At 41.4% G+C, this 25880-nt stretch carries 15 protein-coding genes; 12 read left to right on the top strand and 3 right to left on the bottom strand.

The window, feature by feature from the left end:
* Positions 1 to 83 precede the first annotated feature (83 nt).
* The 5 genes from CH352_RS14665 to CH352_RS14645 all read left to right on the top strand — a co-directional run bounded on the left by CH352_RS14665 (position 84) and on the right by CH352_RS14645 (position 8293).
* The gene (locus CH352_RS14665) at positions 84 to 1553 is read left to right on the top strand and encodes a flagellar hook-length control protein FliK (protein WP_100706789.1); all 1470 of its coding nucleotides are present in this window, start codon (positions 84 to 86) and stop codon (positions 1551 to 1553) included.
* A 10-nt stretch (positions 1554 to 1563) separates the two neighbouring features.
* The gene (locus tag CH352_RS14660) at positions 1564 to 2283 is read left to right on the top strand and encodes a flagellar hook capping FlgD N-terminal domain-containing protein (protein WP_100706790.1); all 720 of its coding nucleotides are present in this window, start codon (positions 1564 to 1566) and stop codon (positions 2281 to 2283) included.
* 30 nt (positions 2284 to 2313) lie between these two features.
* Complete coding sequence (gene flgE / locus CH352_RS14655) at positions 2314 to 3708, top strand: flagellar hook protein FlgE (RefSeq protein WP_100706791.1); 1395 nt, start codon at positions 2314 to 2316, stop codon at positions 3706 to 3708.
* Between the two features lie 145 nt (positions 3709 to 3853).
* Positions 3854 to 6208: a patatin-like phospholipase family protein gene (locus CH352_RS14650; protein WP_100706792.1), complete on the top strand. Its 2355-nt coding sequence runs from the start codon at positions 3854 to 3856 to the stop codon at positions 6206 to 6208.
* A 102-nt stretch (positions 6209 to 6310) separates the two neighbouring features.
* Complete coding sequence (locus tag CH352_RS14645) at positions 6311 to 8293, top strand: HD family phosphohydrolase (protein WP_100706793.1); 1983 nt, start codon at positions 6311 to 6313, stop codon at positions 8291 to 8293.
* Between the two features lie 2 nt (positions 8294 to 8295).
* Here the strand turns inward: CH352_RS14645 and murD are convergent, their stop codons facing one another.
* Positions 8296 to 9645 carry a UDP-N-acetylmuramoyl-L-alanine--D-glutamate ligase gene (gene murD, locus CH352_RS14640; RefSeq protein WP_100706794.1) on the bottom strand — a complete coding sequence of 450 codons (1350 nt, stop codon included), beginning with the start codon at positions 9643 to 9645 and terminating at the stop codon, positions 8296 to 8298.
* A 74-nt stretch (positions 9646 to 9719) separates the two neighbouring features.
* Here murD and CH352_RS14635 point away from each other — a divergent pair, with 74 nt between their 5' ends.
* The 7 genes from CH352_RS14635 to CH352_RS14605 all read left to right on the top strand — a co-directional run bounded on the left by CH352_RS14635 (position 9720) and on the right by CH352_RS14605 (position 23531).
* Positions 9720 to 10058 carry an STAS domain-containing protein gene (locus CH352_RS14635; protein ID WP_086446186.1) on the top strand — a complete coding sequence of 113 codons (339 nt, stop codon included), beginning with the start codon at positions 9720 to 9722 and terminating at the stop codon, positions 10056 to 10058.
* Positions 10059 to 10062: 4 nt separating this feature from the next.
* A complete protein-coding gene (locus tag CH352_RS14630) occupies positions 10063 to 10815 on the top strand; it encodes a beta/alpha barrel domain-containing protein (RefSeq protein WP_100706979.1) in 753 nt (250 codons plus the stop codon).
* Between the two features lie 167 nt (positions 10816 to 10982).
* A complete protein-coding gene (locus CH352_RS14625) occupies positions 10983 to 12053 on the top strand; it encodes a TMEM43 family protein (protein WP_100706795.1) in 1071 nt (356 codons plus the stop codon).
* A gap of 235 nt (positions 12054 to 12288) precedes the next feature.
* On the top strand, positions 12289 to 12867 hold the full coding sequence (locus tag CH352_RS14620; RefSeq protein WP_100706796.1) for a hypothetical protein: 579 nt from the start codon (positions 12289 to 12291) through the stop codon (positions 12865 to 12867).
* Positions 12868 to 13328: 461 nt separating this feature from the next.
* The gene (locus CH352_RS14615) at positions 13329 to 16967 is read left to right on the top strand and encodes a hypothetical protein (RefSeq protein WP_100706980.1); all 3639 of its coding nucleotides are present in this window, start codon (positions 13329 to 13331) and stop codon (positions 16965 to 16967) included.
* A 32-nt stretch (positions 16968 to 16999) separates the two neighbouring features.
* Positions 17000 to 20098 (top strand): Ig-like domain-containing domain, encoded by a 3099-nt coding sequence (locus CH352_RS14610; protein ID WP_100706797.1) that lies wholly within the window; start codon positions 17000 to 17002, stop codon positions 20096 to 20098.
* A 226-nt stretch (positions 20099 to 20324) separates the two neighbouring features.
* On the top strand, positions 20325 to 23531 hold the full coding sequence (locus CH352_RS14605) for an Ig-like domain-containing domain (RefSeq protein WP_100706981.1): 3207 nt from the start codon (positions 20325 to 20327) through the stop codon (positions 23529 to 23531).
* Positions 23532 to 23592: 61 nt separating this feature from the next.
* On the opposite strand, the gene CH352_RS14600 is transcribed toward CH352_RS14605, so the two are convergent.
* Positions 23593 to 24327 (bottom strand): FecR family protein, encoded by a 735-nt coding sequence (locus CH352_RS14600; RefSeq protein ID WP_100706798.1) that lies wholly within the window; start codon positions 24325 to 24327, stop codon positions 23593 to 23595.
* Between the two features lie 10 nt (positions 24328 to 24337).
* The gene (locus tag CH352_RS14595; protein ID WP_100706799.1) at positions 24338 to 25780 is read right to left on the bottom strand and encodes a hypothetical protein; all 1443 of its coding nucleotides are present in this window, start codon (positions 25778 to 25780) and stop codon (positions 24338 to 24340) included.
* Positions 25781 to 25880: the final 100 nt, after the last annotated feature.

Below are 25880 nucleotides of genomic sequence, written 5' to 3'. Positions count from 1 at the left end.
ATCCAATAAAGGAAGAAGATAATCTTATAATTATATCAAGGAATCCACAGATCTTTCGATCCTTATACTGCAAGGGGCGAACTATGCAGATTAGAACAGAAGGACAAGAAGGATATTCACTTTCGGCGGAGCCAAAGGTATCTAACGTTTCAGAAAAAGCTTCCGCTCCTTCCGTAAGTTTTATGGACCTGATGAAGTCAATTCAGCTTCGCTCCCAAAAGGTTTTAGAAGAAGGGCAGAAGTCCGAGATCAAAGAAGAAAGATCTTCCGAAGTGGAAGAGTCCAAAGAGCCTGAATTATTCGTAAGATCCGAAGACGAAGAAGTAAAAGAGACTGATTCGGAAGAAGAGAACGAAAAATTAGCACGTTTTTCCGAGAAGAAGGTCCAAAAGGCAGAACTGGGAGAAGCAGATTCCGAGCAGGAAGAAGAGATCGATACTGAGTTCGAATCGGAAGAATTAGATTCTCCTTTTATCACACAGATGAGTGTGTTCTTGGCGGGACTCGAGGCCAAAAAAGAAAAGGAAGTTGCGAGTGCCGCAAACCAAGAAGAATCACTATCATTCAAAAAAATCCAAAGACATTCCAAAGAAGAAACTCCTAAAGCTCAGCAAAAAGAAGAAACTGGAAATGTTTCCAATTTAAAATCGAATCAGCCGGAAGAAAAACGTTCTATTAAAGATGCCAAAAAAACTCCAGAGAAAGAAAGTCTGGATGAAGGTCTTAAAAGTTTGGAAGAAGCGCGTAAATTCTCCAAACCTGCAAACGAAGAAAAGATCTTAACCGTATTAAAAGATTCTCATAAAGAAAATTTCATTCCTGAGTCAGAGAACTGGAAAATTACCAGAGAGAAAAAACAGGAAACTCTTTCTATGGTTTCCAAAAACCAAGCAGCGAAAGCGGTTCAGGTGGAAGAGGCTTCTAAATCAGATACTTCCGGTAAAGGTTCCGGTAACCAGGACTTCTCCCAAAGAAATGGGAACGAAACCACATTTACTCTCTTAAAAGCAGGACTTGGAGTAGTGGAGAAGAGCCAGGAAGTTTCTGGTCAGAATTCTAAACCTTCCAAAACGAATCCGGGATCTTCTATGGATCGTTCTCAAATGAAGGAAAACTTTCAGAGATTGGTTCAATCAGCAAAATTGAATATAGTTGAGAATGGAAAATCGGAAGCAACTCTCAGATTGAATCCAAGAGAGTTGGGAAGGGTTTCCTTGCGCATCACTGTAGAAGACGATAAGGTCCAAGGCAAAATTTTAGTAGAGTCGGATCAGGTGAGAAAATTATTCGCCGGAGATTTGGAACAGCTACGCAAAGATTTTAAAGAACAAGGATTGGATCTTCAGTCGTTGATCGTAGAGTCAGAAGACTCATTACGCATGAGTTGGGACGGACAAGATTCTTCCCGCTTTTTTGACCAAGAAGGTTTTGGGTTTGAAACTTCCGGTTTTTCGAATTCTTCCGATTCGGAAGAAGTTTTAGAAATGGAGTCTATAGAAAATCCGGAATTCGCCGAAAAGAATACTGATAAACGCTTAAACATCTTGGTTTAAGGAGAGGATCATGCCTGAAGCAAACGCAGTTTCTAATGAAGCTACACGTAGCCGCTATCTCGAAGGAGACAGAAGTTACGATTTAAGGAAGCATTTTGATAAATTGGAGAAGGAAGAAAAAAGCGGGCTCCAAGGGATCGAAATTCGTTCCACTGCGAAAGCATTAGGAAAAGATGATTTTCTGAAACTATTGATCACTCAACTTTCTTCTCAAGACCCTACAAATCCTGTTAAAGACCAAGACTTTATCGCACAGATGGCGCAATTCTCCTCTTTAGAGCAGATGAATAATATCTCCCAAGGAATTGGGAAGATGACCAATCGCCAAAGTTTCTCCCTTGTAGGAAAAATTGTTTCCGGACCTGATTTTGTGACCGGAGAGAATGTCGTAGGAACCGCAGGCGCATTATTCTTCGACGGAGAAGGTAAGTCTTTCGTAAGAGTCAACGGTAGAACCGTAGAAATTGATGCGATCACTTTGATCACTGATCCCGCTGTGATTAATCAGCAAGAAGGGCAAACTGGAGCGCCCGCTCCAAAAGCCGCGGCTCCAATTGGTGCCGTAGGATCTGCTCTTAACTCGCCTGTAGGAACTCCAACATCGCAATCAATGCAGGCTCAACAATTTCCAGAAACATTACAAAATCAGAATGATTCTGCTTTTGAAGAAACAAGTTCCGGTGCTCCAGGATGGAGTTTTCCCGGAAAACCGAACGATAGCAATTATTAATTAAATAGAAAATTTCGAGGTATAAGCGCCATGATGAGATCCCTTTATTCAGGAGTTTCCGGTTTAAAAAACCACCAAGTGCGGATGGACGTAATCGGTAACAATATTTCCAACGTGAACACCCACGGTTTTAAAACGGAACGTGTCACTTTTCAGGATATGATCTCCCAAGAGTTAAGAGGAGCTTCCGAGCCTAAGGAAAACATTGGAGGGGTCAACCCTCAACAAGTTGGTCTTGGAGCGTTGATTGCTGCGATCGATAAGATCATGACCCAAGGTGCTTTACAGACCACCGGTAAAAATACCGACGTTGCAATCTCCGGAGAAGGTTTCTTTATCGTAAAAGACGGAGATAAACAGTTCTATACAAGAGCCGGTGCATTTAACTTAGATAAAAACGGTTATTATGTAAACCCTGCAAACGGTTTAAAAGTGCAAGGTTGGAACTCCCGCCTAGATGAAAAAGGAAATAAGTATATCAACTCTTCCGCTTCTATCGAAGACATTATAATTCCGGTATATTCTAAAGAGCCTGCAAGAGCTACTTCCAAAGTGGATTTTAGATCCAACTTGAATTCTTCCGTACAAGCTGTTCCGCCTGATGCAACTCAAGAAGAGATCACTGCTATGATCAATGATCCGGATCCTAAAGCGAGAAGAGGGCATGTAACTACTATCAAGGTTTTTGATGACCAAGGTGCTGAGAGAGAATTCAAAATGGAATTCTATAAAGTACGTGAGAATACATGGAAAGCAAGAACGTCTTTGACTGATTCTACTCAACTTTCAGTGGATGTTGCTGCCACAGGCGGACAAAACACTCAGATGCCTGGACTTACCGAGCTTGAGTTCGGATTCACTCCTGATGGAAAGATCACATATGTTTCCGATGGAACTGACGTGATGAACACTGGAAAATTGAACGCAAAAGTTTCTTTCAAACTTCCTGGCAATCCACAAGTCCAAAGTTTTGATCTTGCTCTAGGCGAGGCTGGGATGGTAGATGGGATTACTCAGTTCTCTTCCGACTTTACTACTAAAGCAGTGAAACAAGACGGATATACTATGGGATATCTGGAGTCCTTCTCCATTGATAATTCAGGAACTGTTACAGGTGTATATTCCAATGGTATCAAGCAACCTTTAGCAAGAATTGCAACTGCAGTTTTCAATAACCCAGCCGGTTTGGATAAGGCGGGGGATACAATGTTCGCATTCTCCAATAACTCAGGTGAACCTTTGATCGGAGAAGCAGGTATCGCAGGTAGAGGAAAGATTAACGCAGGTCTATTAGAAATGTCGAATGTGGATCTTTCCGATCAGTTTACTGATATGATCGTTACTCAAAGAGGTTTTCAAGCGAATTCCAGAACGATCACTACCACAGACCAAATGTTACAGGAAGTCCTGGGTCTGAAACGATAATCGTTAACTTAGATCTCCTATTCATTTTGTTTGCGCCCGCGGGAATTTTTCCTCCGGGCGTTTTTCTTTTTGGATATTATTTCAGATTGTAATACTTATACTTTTTTCGAGTCTGATCTATAGCGTTATACTAGAGACTAAAACCGTGAGAGAAAAAAAGAAAAAGACCGGAACGACGATCGGGGCAGAAGAAAGAGATGGATGGTTCGGATTTGTACTTCTGTCCAATCGAGAAATGTTCAGAGATTGGAGCCAGGAAGAAACTGAGTCATTCACCAAACTTTTTGAATATAGATCCGTAAATTCCGGTAATGTTCTTTTATCTCCCGAAAAATCTTCCGAATGGCTCTATTTTCTTTTGGAAGGAAAATGTGAAGAATTCACTAAGGCATCCTCCGGAGAAGAGTTAATGATCCGTAGTTTAGGCCCGGGTTCTCATTTTGGAGAGGCAGGATTCTTTCATTGGAAAGAAGGAAAGTTTGGAGTGAGGACGGAAACAGACTCTAAACTTTTGAGGATCAGTTCTAAAAATTGGCATAAATGGGAAACGGAACATCCGGAGACTTCTAAACGTTGGAAGGAAAGATTAGAGACCAAAAGATTTTTTAGGATGGCTTCGTATGAACCAAGCGAAAAAGAAATCCTGGGATTCATTTCTAATTTAGAATTACTCTTTCATGTGGATCGAAAAAAGATCGGAGAATTGACTCCATATTTAAGATGGTTATACGTTCCAGGCGGAGAAAGATTGATGCTCCAAGGTGAACCTGGAAATTCACTTTTTATAATATTATCAGGCAGATTCAGATACACGGTTTCGGACGATCACGGAAATATAACAGGCGAAGGAGAATTTGCAAAAGGGGACATCATCGGAGAAATGTCTCTGTTAACAGGAGAACCACGTTCCGCTTCCGTGTATGCGGTCCGATCTTCTCAAGTGATCCAAATTTCCAGGAACGGATTTAGAAAATTTATCTCCGAATCTCCGGAAGCGTTATTCCATGTGACTGAAACAATCGCGAGACGGTTGGGAGAAAGGAATAAGGAATCCTCTCGATTCGGACGAAAAGTCCATACAATTGCATTGGTCCCGGTTACAGAAGGATTTCCTCTAAGGGACTTTTCTAACGAACTTTCTAAATCACTTAAATCTTTCGGTTCTACTTTATCTGTAAACGAAGGAAAACTTTCTAAATTCTTAAAAGAGAAGAAGATACATCAAAAAAATGGAATACGTTTCGGGATACCTGACCTTCTGTCCTGGTTTGGCGGACTGGAGAAAGAATACGACAATGTAGTATTCGAAGTCGAACCCGCCGGAGATCCAATATGGGCAGAAACAAGCCTTAGGCAGGCAGATCGTATCCTTCTTCTTGCTGAAACAGGCCGGCCAATATTAGAAAATTCTTATTCTTGGAACTTGATCCAGGGAGGGAGTCTCGGCGAAACAATGAAAGAATCCGTGATCTATTTGGAGGATTCTTATACTCGTTGGGAAGAATTAGAGAATATTCTTCATGAATTGCCGGGCCAAAAGCTTATCTTGAGAAAGAATAGAGAAGGGGAATTCGATCGTATCGCGAGAAGATTAGAAAGTAGATCCGTAGGCATTGCACTTTCAGGAGGAGGTGCAAAAGGTTTCGCACACTTAGGACTACTTAGATCTTTGAGCGAAGCCGGGATCCCTATCGACCTGATCGGAGGAACGAGCGCCGGTTCTATTATGGCCGGATTATTTGCGATGGGTTATGGGTTCGACGAATCTTTACGACTCATCAAAGAAGTTTGGATAGAAGCAAAACTTACAAGAGATTATACCCTCCCATTTGTTTCTATTTTAAAAGGTGCAAAATATTCAAAAGCGATCAAAGAATTTTTTGGGAACAGAAAAATAGAAACATTATGGATCCCTTTTTTAGCGGTAGCATGTGATCTTACGAATTCAAAACCAAAAGTTTTTGAACAAGGAGAAGTGTGGAAAGCGATCAGGGCCAGTACTTCTATACCAGGGATCTTTCCTCCGTTCTATAGCGACGGCGCTTTGTATGTGGATGGAGGACTTTGGGACAATCTTCCCGGTTCTTTAGTTAGAAGAAAAGGAGCCGATGTATTGATCTCGGTAGACTTAGGAGCAGGTTCTCAACCGAATAAGGATCAAACTTACGGATTATTAGTAGAGTCCAGATTTCCAGGAGAAGGACCTTCTTCCTTAAAACTTTTGGGAAATCAATTTATGAAAAAGGAGGATAGATATTCATTCCCTCATATTGGAGAGCTGTTTATGAGATCTATGTTATTATCCAGTCGTAATAATCTTTTAAAAACAAAAGAAACTTCGGATATATTCGTAGAGCTACCAGTAAGAGATTTTTCCACATTCGATTGGGACGAATATAAAAGATTGTATGAGATAGGTTACGAACATTCTCAAAAATTCGTGAAGGATTGGGGAAAGATCATTAAAGATAAAGTATATTCAGAAAGGAAGAAGAATTAGGCCTATAGAAACGGTCGTTTTTCGAAGAATATCCAAGGCTAAAAAACTTGAAAAAAACTCCTTTTCACGATTTCAAAAGAAGCTTAGGATGGGTTAATCGGGATGGAATCCAAGTTTAAGCAATACATAGTAACGGATTCCGCTACTCTTGCCGGAAGGCTTTCTATCCTCCGTACAAAGATCCAAGCAGAACTGATCGACCTAAAAAACTTTTTCGAGTTTGCAGAGATCAGGGATACTCCTCAATTCGTAGACATTCTATTTTATATCTCCGACAAAACATTAGAATCAGAACATACTAAGATCAGAGAGCAGCTCAGAATGAATCCTCTGATCTTGGCCAGGTTCATCTTGAATGCCGATCTTGGTTACGAAGGTTATAAAAATACCGAGATCGAAGACGATCTGATCTTTGGGATATTGCCCGAGATTACTTCCGACCTACATCTTTCTAAAACATTCGCGAACGGATTCTTACATCTGCATATGATCACGGATCAGTTCGATCTATTACATAAGATCAATACGGCGAAATACGAGATCAATCGATTGACTCGGATCGGTATCAGTCTCGCGAACGAAAAAGATTTTGATAAACTGTTAAGAGAGATCTTATATAGTGCCAGAGAGATTTGTAATGCGGATTCCGGTTCCTTATATCTGGTAGAACAAGATGATATAGGGTTTGTTCGAAATTTACGTTTTAAAATTTCAGCATTGAGCATAGATACGGAAGAGTTCATTCTTCCGATCAATAAATCCAGTATTGCTGGTTACGTTGCGGAAACCGGAAAAATACTGAATATTCAAGACGTGTACGATTTACCGGAGGATGCTGAATTCTCCTTCAATAGTAATTTTGATATATTATCAACTTATCATACAAAGTCCATGCTGGTTGTTCCGATGAAAGGTCATCGGGGAGATGTAGTAGGTGTTCTTCAACTAATCAACCGTAAAAGGAATTTTAACCAGAAACTGACTGTAGAACAGATGAAAGGGGATGAGATCCAACCTTTCGACGATTATTCCACTCAATTAGTACTTGGAGTTGCGGGACAAGCGGCTGTGGCAATTCAGAACAATTATCTTCTGAGAGAGATCGAAACATTATTCGAAGGATTTGTGACCGCGTCCGTAAATGCGATCGAAGCCAGGGACCCGACCACTAGCGGTCACTCTTTCCGAGTAGCCATATTGACCGTTGGACTTGCCGAGACCTTGGACAGAGTGAACTTTGGAAAATATCAGGACACAAAATTTTCTAAAGAACAGCTCAAAGAGATCAGATACGCTTCTTTACTTCACGATTTTGGTAAAGTAGGAGTAAGAGAAAAGGTTTTGGTCAAAGCCAAAAAGTTAGAAGAACTTGAGATCAGTCTGATCGACTGGCGATTCCGCTACTTAAAGAAAGATTTCGAATCCAAATTGAACTTAAGAAAAGTGGAATATTTGAAAAAACACGGTCATGCGGGATACCCTGATTTTGAAAAAGCGATAGAATTCGAGTTTAACGAAGAATGCAAAAGACTCAGTTCAATGTTCCAGATCATCAGCCAGAGTAACGAACCTTCTATATTGGAAGAGGCAAATTCTCAGTTCTTAGAAGAGATTGCTAAGATGCAATACATCACCACGGAAGGAGATAATCTGGAACTGATCTCTCCTTATGAGTTCGGATTTTTAACCATCAAAAAAGGTTCTTTGGATTTTGATGAAAGAAAAGAGATTGAGTCCCATGTGGAGCATACATTCCAATTTTTGAGTAAGATCCCCTGGACAAGCGATCTGAAAATGGTCCCTACGATCGCGCATGCTCACCATGAAAAATTAAATGGAACAGGATATCCAAGAGGACTTTCCGGCGAAGATATTCCGATCCAATCCCGGATCATGACCATCTCAGATATATTCGATGCGTTAACGGATCAGGATAGACCTTACAAGAAAGCGGTTCCGGTAGATAGAGCTTTAGACATTTTAGAAATGGAAGCCAAAGAAAACCATTTGGACGGAGATCTGTTAAAAGTATTCGTAGAATCCAAGGTCTGGGAAAAATTAAACCACCAAGGACATATTAAGTAAATTTAAGGTTCTTCTTTGGTCCAATCGGATACAAGCTTCAGAAAATGTTTTCCTCTTTCCTCAAAGTTTTTATATCGATCGAAACTCGCACATGCTGGCGAAAATACTATGGAAGATACTCTAGCTCTTCCGGAACGCACGGCGGTTTTGATCTGAGAAAAACCCTCTTCCAAATTATCCGCTAAGATCAAGTGAGAGCCTAAGATAGGAGAGATAACTGAAGTCCAGGTTTCTCTTGCTTCTCCGATCAATAGAACCCAGCCAATTCCCGAGGCTAAGAATTCTTTCAGAGGCTCCAAAGGCTCCGCTTTTGGTCTTCCTCCCAAGATAAGAAAAGTTCCTTTTTTGTCCTTCCAAGTGCTTAAACCTGCAAGCATACTGTGAAGGTTTGTGGACTTGGAATCATTTATAAAAGAAATCCCTGCCGCTTTACCCGCGTGTTGGAAACGATGAGGAAGCCCTTTGAAAGTTCCGATCAAGCTTTGGATATGCTCCGGTTTTGCACCGATAGCTTCCGCTGCCAAGATGGAAGCCGCCAAATTATCTAAATTATGGCCTCCAGGAAGAGGGAAATTTTTTGCATCGTAAATTACTTTTGCAGTTTTGATGGTCTTTTCTTCTTCAGAGATGATTGCGTCATTACTTGCTTCTCTACCGAAGACTAAAATTTTACAAGACCATCCCAAATTTTGGATCCTTTCTTTAAAAAGTTTGGAGCTAGTCACAAGAGTATGACTATGATTGGAAGAGTCTACGATCCTGGTCTTTGCAGCAAAATAATTATCCAAACTTTTATGCCTTTCCAAATGATCCGAGGCAAGATTTAATATTACGGATACGTTAAGTTCTAAAGGGCCTGAATCTTCCAATTGATAGCTGGAAAGTTCCAACACAGAAAGTGGAATCGGTTTTAGACAAAAATCGCTGAATGCTAAACCGATATTTCCTCCCGCAGTTGCCCCGGGAAAATCAACGGAAACCAAATGAGTTGTGAGAGAAGTGGTGGTGGATTTTCCGTCCGTGCCCGTGACTCCGATCAATTTTCCGGAATAGAATGCTCTTGCTAATTCCACTTCGGAAACAACCGGGATGGCGAGAGAATTTGCTTGGGAAATTACCGGATGAGAAGGAGAAATACCGGGACTTTTTACGATGAGTGCGATAGGAAGAAGGTCCGCTAAAATTACATCTTCACCTACGAACATCACATTCGAATCCGGCAAAGCTTCCGAATTGCAAAGAACAGCATTCGCCTGTCTCTCTTTCAAGAGTCGGAGAGCCGCCATGCCGGAAACTCCCCCGCCGAGAACCAGGACTCTTTGGCCTAATAAGGAGGTAGGAAAATTCTTCATCTTGGGGAACTTGGTTGACAGGCTATTTTTTGCATCGAGAATTGTCTCTAAATTATCGCTAAGGGTAGGTTCCTTTGCTCGATCACAAGGTACAGGACGGAGTTCTCATAGTTTACCTCAAGGGACGTTTGGACGTTTCTATCGCAAACGAGGTGGAAGAAAATCTGAACGATCTAATCGATAACCAAGGACATACCAAGGTTATTCTAAATATGCAGGACGTGGACTATATGTCTTCATCCGGATTCCGGGCTTGCATTTCCACACTCAGAAAATTGAACGCGAAAGAAGGCGGTCTTAAAATCTGCGGGATCAAACCGGCGGTTAAAAGAATTTTCGACGTGATCGAACTTACCTCTCTATTCGATATCCGCGAAACGGAAGACGAGGCGCTTCGAACCTTTCGTGCATAAACCGATGATGGCATTACATCGGGTTCTCCAAGAAATCGTAGAAGAAAAAAAAAGGGAAATCGAAACCATTCCCGAATATAATCCTGCTCCATATTCTGGAGTAGGATTGTGGCAATCGTTGCGTTCCCGCAAATTTTCAATTATTTCAGAATGTAAAAAAATGAGTCCTTCTTCCGGGATCATCCGGCAAGAATACGACGCTGTTTCCATCGCCAAAACTTATTCAGAATGTGGAGCCACTGCGATCTCTGTCCTTACGGATAAAAAATATTTCGGCGGATCGCTAGAGGATCTCAAAAATGTTTCCTCTCAGGTCAACATACCTATATTAAGAAAAGATTTTATACTGGATACAAAGCAAATTGCGGAAGCTAGAGAATTCGGAGCGGCGGCAATTCTACTCATCGTCCGTATCCTCACACCTGAAAAACTAACTGAACTGATTAAAGAAGCCAAAAAATATAATATGGATGTTCTGACAGAGATCCATACGGAAGAAGAAGCGATAATTGCCACCAAGGCCGGTGCAAACATAGTCGGTATCAATACTCGTGACCTGGATGATTTTACCATTCATCAAGATCTGGTTCCTAAGGTTGCTTCTAAACTTTCGCCCAATATAGTGAAAGTAGGCGAATCCGGGGTCAAGAGCAAAGCCGATCTAGATGAGTTTCGATCCCATGTGGACGCTGCACTTATCGGGACATACTTTATGGAAAAGGCGGATATCCGTAAGGCCTGGCTGGAACTGTTCTAATACTTTCGAGCTCTTCTATTTTAAAAACACATTCTATCTTTTTCTAAAACATATGTTTGAAGAACTGATCTTCTCCTTTTCGATTGGAAAAAAGATATTGCCTAACGAATTGTGTGGAATGTAAAATGCCCTTTCGTCTTTTTTAAAGCCGGTAGGGAGGTTTTTACATGGCGTTTGAGGAACCAGGAGAAAGTTCGAGTATATTCGGATCGATTGGCGATTCGTTTAAAGGAATGCTGGCCGGGGTAGTGTTATTCCCACTTTCCTTATTTCTAATATTTCAAGTAGAAACTTGCGAACAGGCGAGTGCAGCTCTCAAAGGTGCATTACCTGCGGCGCAAGCAAAACCAGGGATTGCATCTTACGTTACGGGAAAATTGAGCGCCGATACATTAGGCGGTGAGTTCGTAAAACCTGGAAAATATATTTCCTATTCTCAATCTTCCGAAGTATACGCTTGGGAAGAAACTAGCAAAGAAGATTCTAAAACCAAAAAAACTGTCTATGATTGCGAATTGGATTGGATCTCTTCTCCAAAAAATCCCAAAAATTTTAAAGATCCTGCATGTAAGTCCAAACCTTTTTATAAAGCAACCGTAGACGATAGAAGTTCCGTCGCTTCAGATGCAAAAGTAAAAACCGACGAAGGCAAAACATACTCTGTGAATTTGGGCAAAGTGGATCTAACGTCTGCAGTGCCTTCGATAAGTCCTGGCTCAGGTGATTTATCCAAAGGGATTGCTGAAGGAGATTATATCTACTTATCTCAAAAATGCGCGACTGATCAAACTGAAGGTTGCGAAAGGGTAAGTGTATCTCTTGTCCCAGTTCCGGAAGAAAGTATGACTTTTGTAGGATCTGTGAGTGGAAGTTCCATAGCAGAATTCACCAGCGAAGAAGGTAATAAATTTTTAAACGCTTCGGTAGGTGATTTCCAAACTACCATGAAGGATATCCAAAGCGACGATAACACGACTAAATGGATTATGAGAGCAGGTTGTTTGATCGCAATGTGGGTGAGTTTTAATCTTCTCGCAGGACCTTTACTTTCTCTCTTAAGTTTTGTTCCTTTTGTGGGAGAATTGGGAAAAGCTGCACTTTCAATTGTGTTCGGGGTTGTGGCATTCGTGATTACCGCTATTACCATTCTTCTTGTGAAGTTCTGGTATATATGGCTGGTACTGGGACTTGCTGCAATAGGTTACGCTATCTATAAAAAGAAGGCCGCAACAGCTTAATTTTACATATTGAAAATGTAATAAAGAAAAGGCCGGGAAATTTTCTCGGCCTTTTTTGTTTTTAGAAATTTTGCTTTCATGTATGAATGCGAATGGATTTTATGAGAGTAATTTTATAGGAGCCTCTGGCTTTTCCCTCCATAGGAAATTTATGAACTTGAGGATCAAATTAATAATCCTTCTAACGCTTTGTTTTCCAATTTGTTTATTCGGAAAGAATTACAGTGGGAAATACATGAAGATTTCAATTAGTTCGGATTCAAAGGATGTCGTAATCGTAAAATCTAAAGACCCTTACTTTATTCCGGGAGATAAGATTTATCTAGCTTATCATTGCAATTATGAAGAAGCATTTTGCAGCGAGATTAACCTTTTCGAAAGATATATGGATTTGATCGATATTTCCTTCGCTCAAAACAAAGCCATTAATAGTTTACGCTATATTCGAAATGAAAAGAAATATAGAATATTCGCAAACAAAGATGGAAAGATCGAACTAAATGAGATCGTGCATCCAAAAACATATCTAAACTCTAAATTTGTTCGTGAGTATACATGTTCGTTAGAGAATAATTATGCTACCCTTAAAATCGACACGATAAAGTCCAATTTCGAAGTAATATTCAAAGAAACTGTCTCTTTGATACCATTCGACGGTTTAGGATGTGCATCTAATGGTATCATTTGTTTTCCGGTTAAATCTGGCAAAGAAATAGGAATGCTGATAATCTTCGAGAATGAATCATTTATGTTGAAATTAAATGGAATTCCAGGAGAGACATCGAAAGTAGCTGAATTTCAATGCACGTATTAATCGTAATTAGGAGAGTAAGACTTTCGAACATAAGTTCCAAATGAATGAAAACTTTCCGATTCATATTTACTAATAATGAAATCTAAAAAGCCATATTCAGAATATTTATATCTACTCAATAAAAACTTTCCAAAGCGAGCGCTCCTTCATCTCCCAAACACAGATTAAATCATGCTTTAGAACATGATTTTAAGTGAAATTCTGAGAAAATAAGAGACGTATAAGACAGTTAAAAATAACGTACGTTATCCTAAAAAACATCAATTATAGTGAAAAAAGTCCTTGTCTATACCGTTATAATATGTACGAGTATAGCGATCGATACACGATCCGAACAATTGATATAAAAAAAGATTGAAGGTTTTTTGGAACCACGGTATAAATAGAGGCCGTTCTGGTTCTAAAAAATAACAATTGTTCAAAAAAGCGAACATGGACCCAGAGAGGTTTAAGGGATGAAGATGCTGCCAATAGGGGAGACTACAGGGGGAAACATTCGCCTCCTGGATTTTAAGAAAAATATAATTTTCATTTCTCTTATATTATCATTATCCGGAGCCTGCTCTCACGCTGGAACGGACGCTAACGGAATTTCTCAATTCTCAGATAATACCGACGACTACAAAGGCGTTTCTTTATTCAGTTTTTTGAATCCTTATCCAGTGGTGAAGAGCTTTTTCACCACTATGGACCCAGTTGGCTTCAATGAAGCGCTAGGGGACGCACTCTCTCAAGCACCAAGAACAGATAATTTAGGCACGATTCGCGCTTTAGAATCCGCTATGTTGCAGAGTAGGACTAGCGTCCAAACCCTTTCTTTGGGTCTTGCGGATATGATCGAAAAGATGCAGACTTCGAATCCTGCTGCATATTCTTCTATTCAGCCGGTCTTCGAAAAGATCCGTCATTATAAAAAACCTGTGGTTCGTAATCTTATGCCTATCGGAGCGAACCAACTTTTAATCGAATACAATACTAAGACTGCGAATCAAGTCGCCACATCTATCCACGACACTGCAGATCTTTTGGTCGATCCTGATACTGTGGATACTCTCCATGATATAGAAGATTTTCTTTATAAAGGATTACGTAAAAACACTACATTCCGCACGGGAGTGGAGAATCTGTTAGGAGGATTTTTTGCTCCTTCTCTACTCACGGATCGTACTTTAAAAGAAGGTTTTATCTCCCTTGTTTATGATTTCGGCGAGATGATGTATAAGGCTGCCGGGTTCGAGGATCAAATGACTCCTCAAACTTCATTTAAGAATTTTATAATAAACGCAGAGAACTTTTTTACTGCAAATACCGTTTCTCCTGCCGAGCCTAGTGCTAACGAATATTCTACAAACACTGCTTATAATTCTCCGGGAGGCTCTTTAAAACCTGCTGAATTGAGAACAATGTTGCAAGACTTGTTTGTAACGATTAAGGGACTAATTTTTGCGCAGGGAGATGTAACTGTAAACGTTCTGAAAGAGACCGCTAAGAATGCATACTTGCTGGATTTTATGCGTAATTCTTCCGGTTCCAGCCAGACTTTTAAGGACCTTTTGCAATTAGATGGAGATGGACGTAATCGCCAGACCGACGTGGAGAGCCGTCCTGTTTCTTCTCTTGAAACCCTCTTCATTATTTTGACTCTTGCTGATAATTACGGTTACAGATGGAATCCGGCTCAAACCACTCATAATGCTCTAACGGATACAGGACCTTTCACTACAGGAGGAGAGTTAACTCTGGGTGATGCAATGTTCAGTATGGGATCTGTTATCGGGTCCGGTGACTCATTCAATTTTAAGAATATTACTGAATTGAGCCGCACAAGTTCCAAGGTGTTTAGGGACGGTTCGGTCTATAAAATAGGTTTCAATACTAGAGTTTTATCTATTTTAGAAGCTGCTTCTCGCGGAGAAGCCCAACAAATTACAGATCCTGCAAGTGAAGCAACTTTCGATAAATTATATAATAAGACAGTCCCTTGGATGTTGGATTGGATCGTTAAAGTTACCTTAGAAGGATATGGCCCTTATTACAGCCAAACAAATGGTGGAGGACAACCGATCGCTCCTAACGGGAGTCTTTTGCAATATCAGCCGAGCTGGAATACTTCCAAATATTATGTACAGATCGATCCGGGAACTGGCGGTGAAAGGCGCATTTATCTCGGAGGAGTGGATCAAACTGCCGCTTCTGCCGTTTTACCGGATAAAGGATTCTATTCAATAACTGAAACAATGCCAGCACCGATACAAGTTGCGAGTGCAGAAGAGGCATTTTATAAAAACTTACAATGGTTATTGTACGAAAAAAGATTCGTAGCTGTCCTTCCTGTAAGGGCTAAGTTAGCTGCAACAGTTACCTACCAAGAGGCATTATTCATCACAGCGATCGGAAATGGGATCATGGGGATGATGAACCTTAGTCCGAATTGTGGTCCTTTAAAAGATGACTGCACAAATTTCAACGGGTTTTGGCAGAAAAAGGGAACACCACTTAAATCTTTTGATTCAAGCACACAGGCAGGTCCTTGGGTTGTCCTAGATACAAATCTCCAGGATTTATCGAATGAGCCTGGTGATTCGGTATTCTTTGTAGAAGGTTGGGGATACGGTTTAGCAGGTAATGAAGGTTTCCAAGTCACTGCAGTATATTCCGCATTATTCCCTCTTTTGATCCCTGATCCAACGACTGTGTATGGAATGATCCCTCCTGTAATTTCCCAAAATGCTGGTGTGATCAAACAGCTTGGTTTCTTAGGAACTACGGATACTTCTGCTTCTCAGGTAAACACAAACTGGAGCAAAAGAAATCGTCTGACTCCGTTTATAGTGTCATTGGCGAAAGCTTTAGGGGATGATGCTAAAAGTGATCCCAACCCGCTGCATCCAAGAAACCCTTATAAACTATTTACTGGTCTTGCGGAGATCTTCTCTCGTCCTTATGTTTACTATGGCCCGGATCAAACCTATGGACCTAATGGAGTATATGACTCTAACGTAAGTCCGATCCAAGGAACCGGAGTACCTTCTCCAGGACCTTCTTTCGTTCAAATCAGAACTGTTGGGATTAGTTCCGGTTTGCGAAATCCGAAAGCCACTCCTGTAGAATACAAACCTTCTAAAAACTACAGATCACTCTTAAGTGTTTTAATCGAAGGGACATCTACTCCGACAAGCACCGATCGTAATCGTATGACGGACGGTCCTTTGGATCTATTAAGTAAAACTGATATTCTTTCCGGATTGATTAAGTTCACTACAAATCTCGGGGATCCTGCGAAAACGGATGCAAGAGACAAGGTGATGGATGGTCTCTCCGGGATCTTGGGTCAAACAAAACTTTGGTCGGATTGTGGTGGAGAAGCGAGTTTCCAAACCAACTGTCCGAACCAATTTGCAATTGATGAAGGGATTGATTGGCTGGTCTTCCGTGTTGCCGATAAATACGACGATCGTCCTCGTAATGATTTATACGATCCTTCTTGGGTGAAAGTGGACGATTTAGTAAGAAGAATTCGTGATTACGTTTCCAGATCTTCCGGTTGGTCTTTGGTAAAATCCCTGGATTTCCTATTAGATCTCTTGTTGGATATCCAACTCACAGCCTCTGAAATTACGAATACTTTGGATCTTCTTTCTTCTCTATTCTATGTTGGAGATGTGAGTGATCCGAACAATTCTGCTCTCGATACTCGAACTTATACTATTTCGGATATTGTTACAACAAGCCTTCCTCCTGTTTTGGATTCTATGGCTCCTTACGGAAGGAACTTGTATGCAACAGGTTACCAATTGGGTAAACCGGGAAGCTTCTTCAGTTTCTTGGAGAAGAATGCGAACATGTCTTCTCAATACACTGTGGAAGAACTATTCGAAAATACTAAAGTACTTCTGAGATCCGATATGATCCAAACTTCTCTGATGGATAACAGGGCGTTCCTGTATTCTGCGGGAACTTTGATTGGATTATTCGGTGATATTTATGAAAGAGGTCGTCGTTTCTCCGGATCCGATGCCTTCTTCTATGACAATTGGAATAATGGACAGCCCACGTCGACGTACTGGGACGATCTGAATGCGATATTCTCACTAAGATGAAAAATAGATATATAACGGGACTACCGACACAAATGAAGATGCAAACATTCAAAGGATTTTTAATTTTCGGTTTCGCTTTACTCTTCGTATCCATTGGATGCGGGGGAGAAAAACAAGGAAGCCTATCCGATTCTATTTTTGCAAGTCTCGGGATCGCTTCCGATTCAGGTGGAAGTATTCCGACTAGTGCCTCTTTAACTCCTTATAAGGATACTGACGAGCCTGCTACTCTTCCTGTGGATTTCGGAACTGCAGGTCCCCAAGCATTATTAAATCTTTCTTCTACCGATCAAGTGGATCGTTATAAAAGTTTGGAGATTGTTTTCTCCGAACCTATGACCCAATCTACAGTGAACGGTGATTTTATTTTGAAGGAAAAGTCCGGAACATTATTACCTGGTCCGGCCGTCGAAAAGGGCGGATCCTTTTACTGGAAATCCGGCGGGCGATTGATCTTCGACCCATACAAAGAACTAAAACCGAATACTACTTACCAACTCACTCTAACCGGCGCTTCTAAAGGTTTAGAAGGCGGAGATCTTCAAGCTTATACTATTGAATTTACTACCGAGCCTGATTATCTGATCAACGCTACGTTAAACGGAACAGCAGTTGGTCCAGCGAACTCTTCTAAAGATTTAACTTATTCGGATGCTTCTCCCGGAACGATCGCGATGAATTTGAACGCTAGTTTTACTTCTCCGATCAGTGGTGCGAATTCTATTCAGTCAATCAAACTGAAACATTTAAGTTCTACTGCAGAACATGTGATCTGTGCTGCTCCTCCTTGTGATATGACTGCGGCTCTTGCTTCTTCTTTAAATTTGAACACTTTTTCCGGAGCTAAAGCTGGACTGAAACCGTTCCAAGGCGGAAATGCTTATATCTTTGAGATCACTACTACAAGTGGTAAGGTATTTAGGAGATCTTTCGGATTCAATTACGGAAAAGTAAATACTACTCCGTATGCGATGATCACAAATGGTGCGGCTGCAATCGTAGACGAGACACAAGCTTTAAAATTATTCGGTCAAATTTTAGAAAGATTCACTAAGAACGATTATAAGATCACAGGTAAATCTTTTTCAGATTTTTCGAATACTCCTAAGAGTACTGCGAAAAGAACCAGCTATTGTATAGATTATCATTCAGAAATTAATTTTATCCGTAGTTTCGGAGATTCCACCGACCCTGAAAACGGCGATGGATATTGTGGTGGAGCAGGGGTAAATCCAGGAGCGTTCGTAGGTAACGGATGTTTCTTAGGCTGTTCCGACTTTGACATGGATGTTTACATCACGGGGGTCAATATTCCTCCAACTACAGGAGCGGACCCTACGGTCACCGCGGGTCTGAGTATCCCTGCGAACAATAACCTGAAGATAAACATAAATGGTCGCAAAGCTATCATCAATCTTGCCATCATTGCAAGGAATAGAAACGCCATAGGTATTGGACTGGTAGGTTCCGGAAGTAAGTTCTATTTCACCACCATCGCGGAAGTGAATTTGAATGAAACTGCGAATCCTCGTGCTGCTGTTGCAAACACGAATACTGTGGTTGATACTAACGGAGAATTTAATATCGCTATTAAAACTCCGTTAACATTAGCTGCTCTTCCTGCGAACACTACTTCAGATAATTTTTATACTAAAGAATGGTCTGACCACTTGCGTGTAAAAAATAATGCCGGCGATCTGGATTCAGTAGACTATGTGGATTCTACTTCCTGGGCTGCGGACCTTCTGTCCTCAGTAACTGCATCTATCGCGAACGGTATGGTTCCTGCGCTAAAACCTGCGATCACTCAGTCTATGCTAAAGGACATCGTGCAGAAGGTTGCGCCTAACGCATTGAACGCAGTCGTGACCTCTCTTGCAAATCCTGGGTTGGATGTTATATTGCCGGATTATCTTCCTGCGCCACTCCAAAGTTTTCCGCTCTCCTTAAAGTTAAAATTCCAAACGGATGTGGTTCCTACTGTTTCAGGAGCGAACAAAGGACTCGTTGGTTCTGCTTCTGTAGCTTTGGTGGCTAAAAATCCACTCATAAATACTGATCCGAATTATCACGGGCATCAGTTGACTTCCGGTTTTGTGAGTACTCGTCCTATTCCTTCTGCGGATGCTCTCACTAAAACTTTCCCATTCTCGAAAAGTTCCACAAACCCTGGACTTCTTTTAACTCTGACTGCAGACACTGTTACTCAGGCGGCTTATAGTCTCTGGCAAAACGGTGCCTTAAATTTAAGGATCAATAAACAGTTTATCGACTCAATCACTGCATATGCAGGTTCTGATCCTCTCTTCCAGTTGACACAGGAACTTGTGAAAGTTGGGACTCTTCTCAATATTTTAGCTCCGGGTAGAAAAACTTTAGTTGGTTTGAATCCGAGCGATTCTTCCAAACTTATCCAAAACGTACAATCTATGGATGATGTGGATATAGATGTGTATGCGATCCATGCTCCTAACGGTGAGTTCAAGTTCGGTGGCGCAAGTGCTATTCCTGCGCTTGTTGTGAACTTTACGGATTTGGAATTGAGAATTTATGGAAGAAGGCCGAACGGAACTCAGATAGGATATCCTACATTGAGTTCGATTACCTGTTCTTCTGCCGCTGCGGATGGAGCTTCCAACAGTTGTCGCTATCTTCTGAACACTGTGCGAGTCAGTATCAAAGGAGATGGTTCTTTCAATTTTATCCCGTTCGATAATCCGGACCCGATCGGAAAACCTCAGTATAATAATTTGAACGCTATGAGTCTTGTGATCAAAAAAGATGAGACCAGCATGGCTTATACTCTGGACATTTTGGAAGGAAATTCAGTGAATCCATTCGGCTTGGATCCTAAGGGAATTTTCCAAGTGGTGGATCCTTTGATCCGATCTCTGATCATTCCTTTGGTGAATAACGTATTACGCCAGGTGCCTTTACCTAAGTCCCTGAATGTTTCTGCGATTACGAATTATTCTTCGGGTGCAGTATGTAATCTTCAGTCCACTACGGATAAGTTGAAACTGATCACTATTCCGATCCCGAATACGGAGCCTTATCCGTATCTGTTCGGAGGTCTTCAGTTCCAAGGAGCGGCTGCTACTAATCCTGGAACGGTGGTCCAATGTCCTTAAGGAATTATATAAATAAGAATATAAGAGGATAGTATAAATATTTAATATTATAAAAATAGAATAAATCCTAAACCAAGAGTTTTCTCCAAAATTGAAAATAAACTCTTAAGGGCGGGACCGATTTACGAAAGAAGAAGGTCCAGTCCGAGGTTGGATAGGCACTGACGAGTGCCGATTCCGGCCGAATTCGAACGATATCATGCGATTGAAGACTGGAGAAAAAAAGATGGTTACCGGATTTGGTGAAAGAGATAGAATTTTTATTAAACGGACGGTTGTTATAACTTGTCTGGCGGTCCTTCCTATACTTTCAGGATGTAAAGAATCTGAAAAAGCAGGAAGCGCACTGGATTCATTCTTTAGTTCTATTGGGATCCCAGTAGATGGAGGCGGTTCCGTTCCTAAAACCGTCAATAATATCAATTATACTGAAACTGATACTCCAGCCACATTGCCTGTGGATTTTGGTACTACCGGTCCCCAAGCTTTATTAAATCTTGCAGCATTCGATCAAGTGGATAGATACAAAAGTTTGGAGATTGTTTTTTCCGAACCTATGGATCGGAACACGGTGTTTACCAGTTTCTCCTTAAGAGAAAAAACTGGGCCTTCTAGTTTTGCTCCTTTGCCAGGCCCTAGCTCTCCGGCTGCGGAAAGTAAGGGGGGAGTCTTTTATTGGAAATCAGGCGGGAGGTTAATCTTTGATCCGTACAGGGAACTTAAATCGAATACCACCTACCAATTATCTTTAACCTCAGATGCCAAAGGGATCGAAGGAGGAACGTTAACTGCTTATACTACAGAGTTTACTACCGAACCGGACTATTATGTTACGATGAGTTTGAACGGAAAATCTGTGGGACCTGGTAATACGGTAAACGACCTTACATTTGCGGATGCGCTTCCTGGAACCTTATCAATGAACTTGACAGCAAGTTTTACAAACCCTGTAGCAGGAACGAATTATATTAAATCTATCAAACTGAAACATATGGGGTCTTCAGTTACTTACGATATATGTAATGCACCTAGTGTTCCTTGCGATATGACGAATGCTCTTGCTTCTTCTTTGAATCTGAACGGCCTCTCGGATGGATTAAAACCTTTTCAAGGTGGGAATTCCTACGTGTTCGAGATCACCAATTCTGCAGGTAAGTTATTCCAAAGAAGTTTTGGCTTTAATTACGGAAAAGTAAATTCGAATCCTTATAATATTCTCACCAAAGGGGCCGCGGCGATCTTGGACGAGGCCCAGACATTAAGATTATTTGGCGGAGTGTTGGAACGTTTTGCTAGAGGGGATTTTAGGATCAAAGATTCGGCTGATAATGTGGTAAAAACTTTCGCGAACTTTTCGAATGCACCTACTTCCGGTACAAAACGATCCGGATATTGTATGAACTACGACTCTTTCAACTTCATTAGAAGTTATGGAGACGCGAGTGACTATACCATCGCTACTTTCCAAGACGGATATTGTGGACCGAATGGAACGGGAAGTAACCAAGGAGCGTTTACAGGATACGGATGTCCTCCTCTAAGCGACTGTATGAACTTCGATGTGGATGTATATATCACAAGTGTGAATATTCCTACAACTGTTGGCGCAAGCACGACTAAGGATTGTAATAATTTAGATATTACTGCGACTGAGAATATCAAAGCGTGTTTGAAAGTGAACGGAAATGGGGACCTCGGCGTAACTTTGAGAGGAAAAGTTGCAACCATTGGGCTTATAGTAGTCGCAAGGAACCAAGGAGATATTGGAGGTTTTCTTTGCGGACTTGCGGGTTCTTGTGCAGGAACCTTATTTTCCTTTAGTATGACTTCCGATCTGAACTATAATGTGACTGTAAAACCGGTTCGCACTTCAAAAGCACGCACTACTTCCAGCGTGGATAGTAATGGAAATTTTGTGATCCAGATCAAAACACCATTTTCTCCTACGGATCCTGATACTGGGAATTTTTATGTTTCTGAATGGGCGGTAAATCTTACCACTCACGATATCGTTCAAAGAAGTTCCGGTTCTTGGTTGGCAAACCTGATCACTTCGATCGGTACCGATTTGGCGAATAGTATGGTGGCGGCTCTTGCTCCGAAGATCACTCAAGCAATGTTAGGTGATGTGATCCAAGGTGTGGCTCCTAAAGCATTGAATTCTGTGGTTCAATCTTTAAAAACTCCAGGTTTGGATATCACACTTCCGAATTACTTACCTGCCCCTCTTGCTAATTTCCCTTTAACTCTTCAGTTACAAGTGGAACAGGATGCGGTTGTTAGGATGAGCGGATCGAATAAAGCAGTCGTTGCCTCAGCTGATCTAGGTTTAGTAACTCCTGCAGCAAGCAGACTTCTTAATACGAATCCCAACTATCACGGCCAAAGTGGTGCAGTGGGTTTTGTGAGTACTCGGCCTGTGCCTACAACCCAAGCTCTAACAGGAGAATACGCTTTTAATAATAGTGCCGCAAATCCGGGCTTACTTCTCACCTTAACTGCAGACACTGTCACACAAGCAGCGTTCAGTCTTTGGCAGAATGGTGCATTGAACTTAAGGATCAATCGTCAATTCATAGATACGATCGTTGCTTATGCAGGTGATGATCCTCTCTTCCAACTGACTCAGGAGCTAGTGAAAGTAGGAACTTTGATGAACGTACTTTCTCCGGGGCGTCCGCTTAATGGATTAAATCCAACCGATCCTACTAAGCTTATACGCAGTGTGAATTCTACTGACGATGTGGATATAGATGTGTATGCAATCCATGCTCCGAATGGCGAATTTAAGTGGGTAGGGAGCGCGGCTCAGAAGCCTACATTGGTGGTTAACTTTACGGATCTAGAATTAAGGATTTTCGGAAGAAGGCCAAATGGGACCAATATAGGAACAGATGCCGCTCCGGTAATTTGTAGCAGTGCTGCTGCAGATACTGCCGCGAATAGTTGTCGTTATCTCTTGAATAAAGCAAGAGTAAGTATCAAGGCGGACGGAGTTTTTGATTTCGTACCATTTGTGAATCCTACCGGGAACACTACTTACGATAAGCTCAACGCTCTAAAATTGGTATTGAACAAGGATGTCGGTAAGATGTCCTATACTCTGGATATCTTAGAAGGAAATTCATTCAACCCATTCGGTTTAGATCCGAAAGGGATATTCCAAGTAGTGGATCCGTTGATACGTTCTTTGATCGTTCCTTTGGTGAATAACGTTTTAAGACAAGTGCCTTTACCGAGGACGTTGACGATCAGTTCCTTGTATCATCCTACAAATAATACTACCTGTAATATAAAGGCGGATACTGATAATCTTATGTTGAGAACTTTCAACGTAACCCCAGGTTCTGAGCCTTATCCGTATCTGTTCGGTGCATTACAATTCCAAGGAGCAGCGGCTTCTAATCCTGCTTCTACGATTGTCTGCCCTTAAGATAAAAAAAGAGGCTCGGAACTCCGAGCCTCTTATACATTTCAAAATTGTCCTAAAAGATTTACATTTTTCCTCCGCCGTAAGTCTCATCGCTTGGAACGGAGTCATCCGGAGTCCAGCCTTGAGGCGTGTGGCAGGATAAACAATTCTTTAAGGAAATATTCTTTTTCATCAGATCCTTGAATGGAGGAAGAGATTTAAATTTTACTATAATTCCTTCGTAAGAGCTTCTTTTCGGTTCTTCTCCGCCACCAGGATAATAACCGCCATTTCCTTTTTCTTGCATGGTCCCGTCTTTCGGATCACCTGTCCCATTCATCAAAACCTTACCTTCACAAGTGCAGAAGGAAGAATCCTTGGTTTTATGGTCGTGGAATGCGGAGAATGCAGTCCCTCTTACGCCCGCAGTAGTAGTAGGAGTGCTGACCTCGAATTTTTTACCCTTTAGGTTTACGAGTTGGAACCAAGCAAATCCACTCTGTACTTCCAGTTTACCGTCTTTTGATTCGTTATACAGACTGGAAATTTTTAATTTTGTATTCGGCAGGACTTTAAACTCGGAACCCTTATAGAGTAGTGTTGTTTTAGAAGCGTTCCCTGTAGAAACAATATCTCCTTCTGAAACATAGTCACCTTGTTTTAGAATGTTCCAGCTTCCCTTGCCGCCTTTTTGCAATTGTACTTTTCCAATAAGGAAGGAAACTCTTGCGTCCTTCTCCTTATTCTCTTGGCTAACTAAAACCAAGGAACCGATGGAAAGCACCAGGCTTAATATCATCCAAACTTTCAGTTTCATAAACTTCTCCTTAAAATTCGATGGTAGTCCAAAGAGTTAATTCTTTGGTCAGGCGGCCATAGGATACGATCCCGTTATTTGCTCCGCCTTGGAATTGTTGTAAATACTCCGCTTTGGTCCTTTCATTTCCGGACCCGTCCACATAGGATTGTTCTCTGTCACCGTCTTTGTCCCTGTTCCTAGACTCTGTGTATCCGATAGAAACACGTAAGGAATCCGTAATATTCCATTCCGCGAATACAGAACCTCTTCTAAACGAGGAACGAACGGAATAACCCGAAGAATTCACCAGAGGTCCAATGGTATTGGTTTGTATATTCCAATAATCCGATTCAGGACTTCCTGGCATGACCTGGTTTATCTGAGTTCGGTTTGCGGCGAGCACTCCGTCTCTTCCGCTTCCTCCTTCTAATCTGCCCACGATCCTAAAATCTCCCCATCCTAAAGACAACCAGGCGTAAGCAGCTGTTCCAGTCGAATCCAAACCCGGGGTCACAGCACCGAAAGGTTTGGAAACGTCTCTGACTTCTCCGCCTTTTTGTTTTCTGAACACATATCCTAGTCCGAAGTTAAGAATTTTTTTACGATCAAAATTAGCTTCCACAGCATAAGAGTCACTTTCTAAGGAACGAACATCTTTTCTGAGGGTGGTAGAAGGATTATTATCCGACGCAAGACAAGCTGTGCCTTCCCTGCAATCGGATGAAGCGGCACCTGTTAAATTAGCCGATCTATAGAAGAAATGAAGACCGATCCTATTCTCATCACCTATCTTAGGTTCATAAGAAACTCTGGAAGAAAGATCGAAACCGGATGAGTCTGTGTTTTGTGTCTGTCTGTAACCTTCTCCATTGGAAAGAATAACTTGAGCGGATACAGTATCCCATTTTCCAGTTCCGCCTAACCCAATATCGGCGGGAGCAGGCGCAAATCCCAAACTTTCAAGAGGTCCTTTGTCCACATATCTCCATCTCCAATAGTTTTTCCATTGGGTATATGTATGCGGTAGTTCCTGCATTCCGAAAGTTAGTGAATATTCTCCAAGTCCTGTTTCCCAAGTTTTGCGGATAAGAGCCCTCCTGATCCCCAAAATATAAGGATTGGATTTAACTCCTCCATCCATTCTTGTGTCCGCGCTTACTTGAGCAGAACGTAATAATTCTCCCCATAATTCCAGGCTGACCCCTGTTTCTTTAAATTCTTTATTAATAGTTAAGAGTGTCCAAGGGGTGGAGAAGCCGGGCTCTTCATTCGGATACGCGTTAGTAAGACCGGAACCACCGTCTCTCATTCTCTGGTTATAAGAAGGGGAAAGAATACCACCTATCTTCAAACCGTAAAAACCGTCCGGTTCGTCTTTCTTAGCGGTAACGATTTCCTCTGCGGATAAATGTACAGATCCCATAATAAAACATGCTGCGGTGATCAGTTTTCGAATAGATGTCTTTTTCAAAGAGGTCCCCCTCGATTACTTGCCGACAAAAGTCGTAAAGAAAAAATTTCGTTTAGATAAACCTATCCTTACTCTCTTGTCTACCAGACTTTGTATTTAA

Origin of the sequence: Leptospira hartskeerlii (genome assembly GCF_002811475.1) — a bacterium.
In the GTDB taxonomy this organism is placed as follows: Bacteria; Spirochaetota; Leptospiria; order Leptospirales; family Leptospiraceae; genus Leptospira_B; species Leptospira_B hartskeerlii.
Note: the sequence above shows the minus strand (reverse complement) of the source record. Positions and strands in the feature narration are given on the sequence as shown.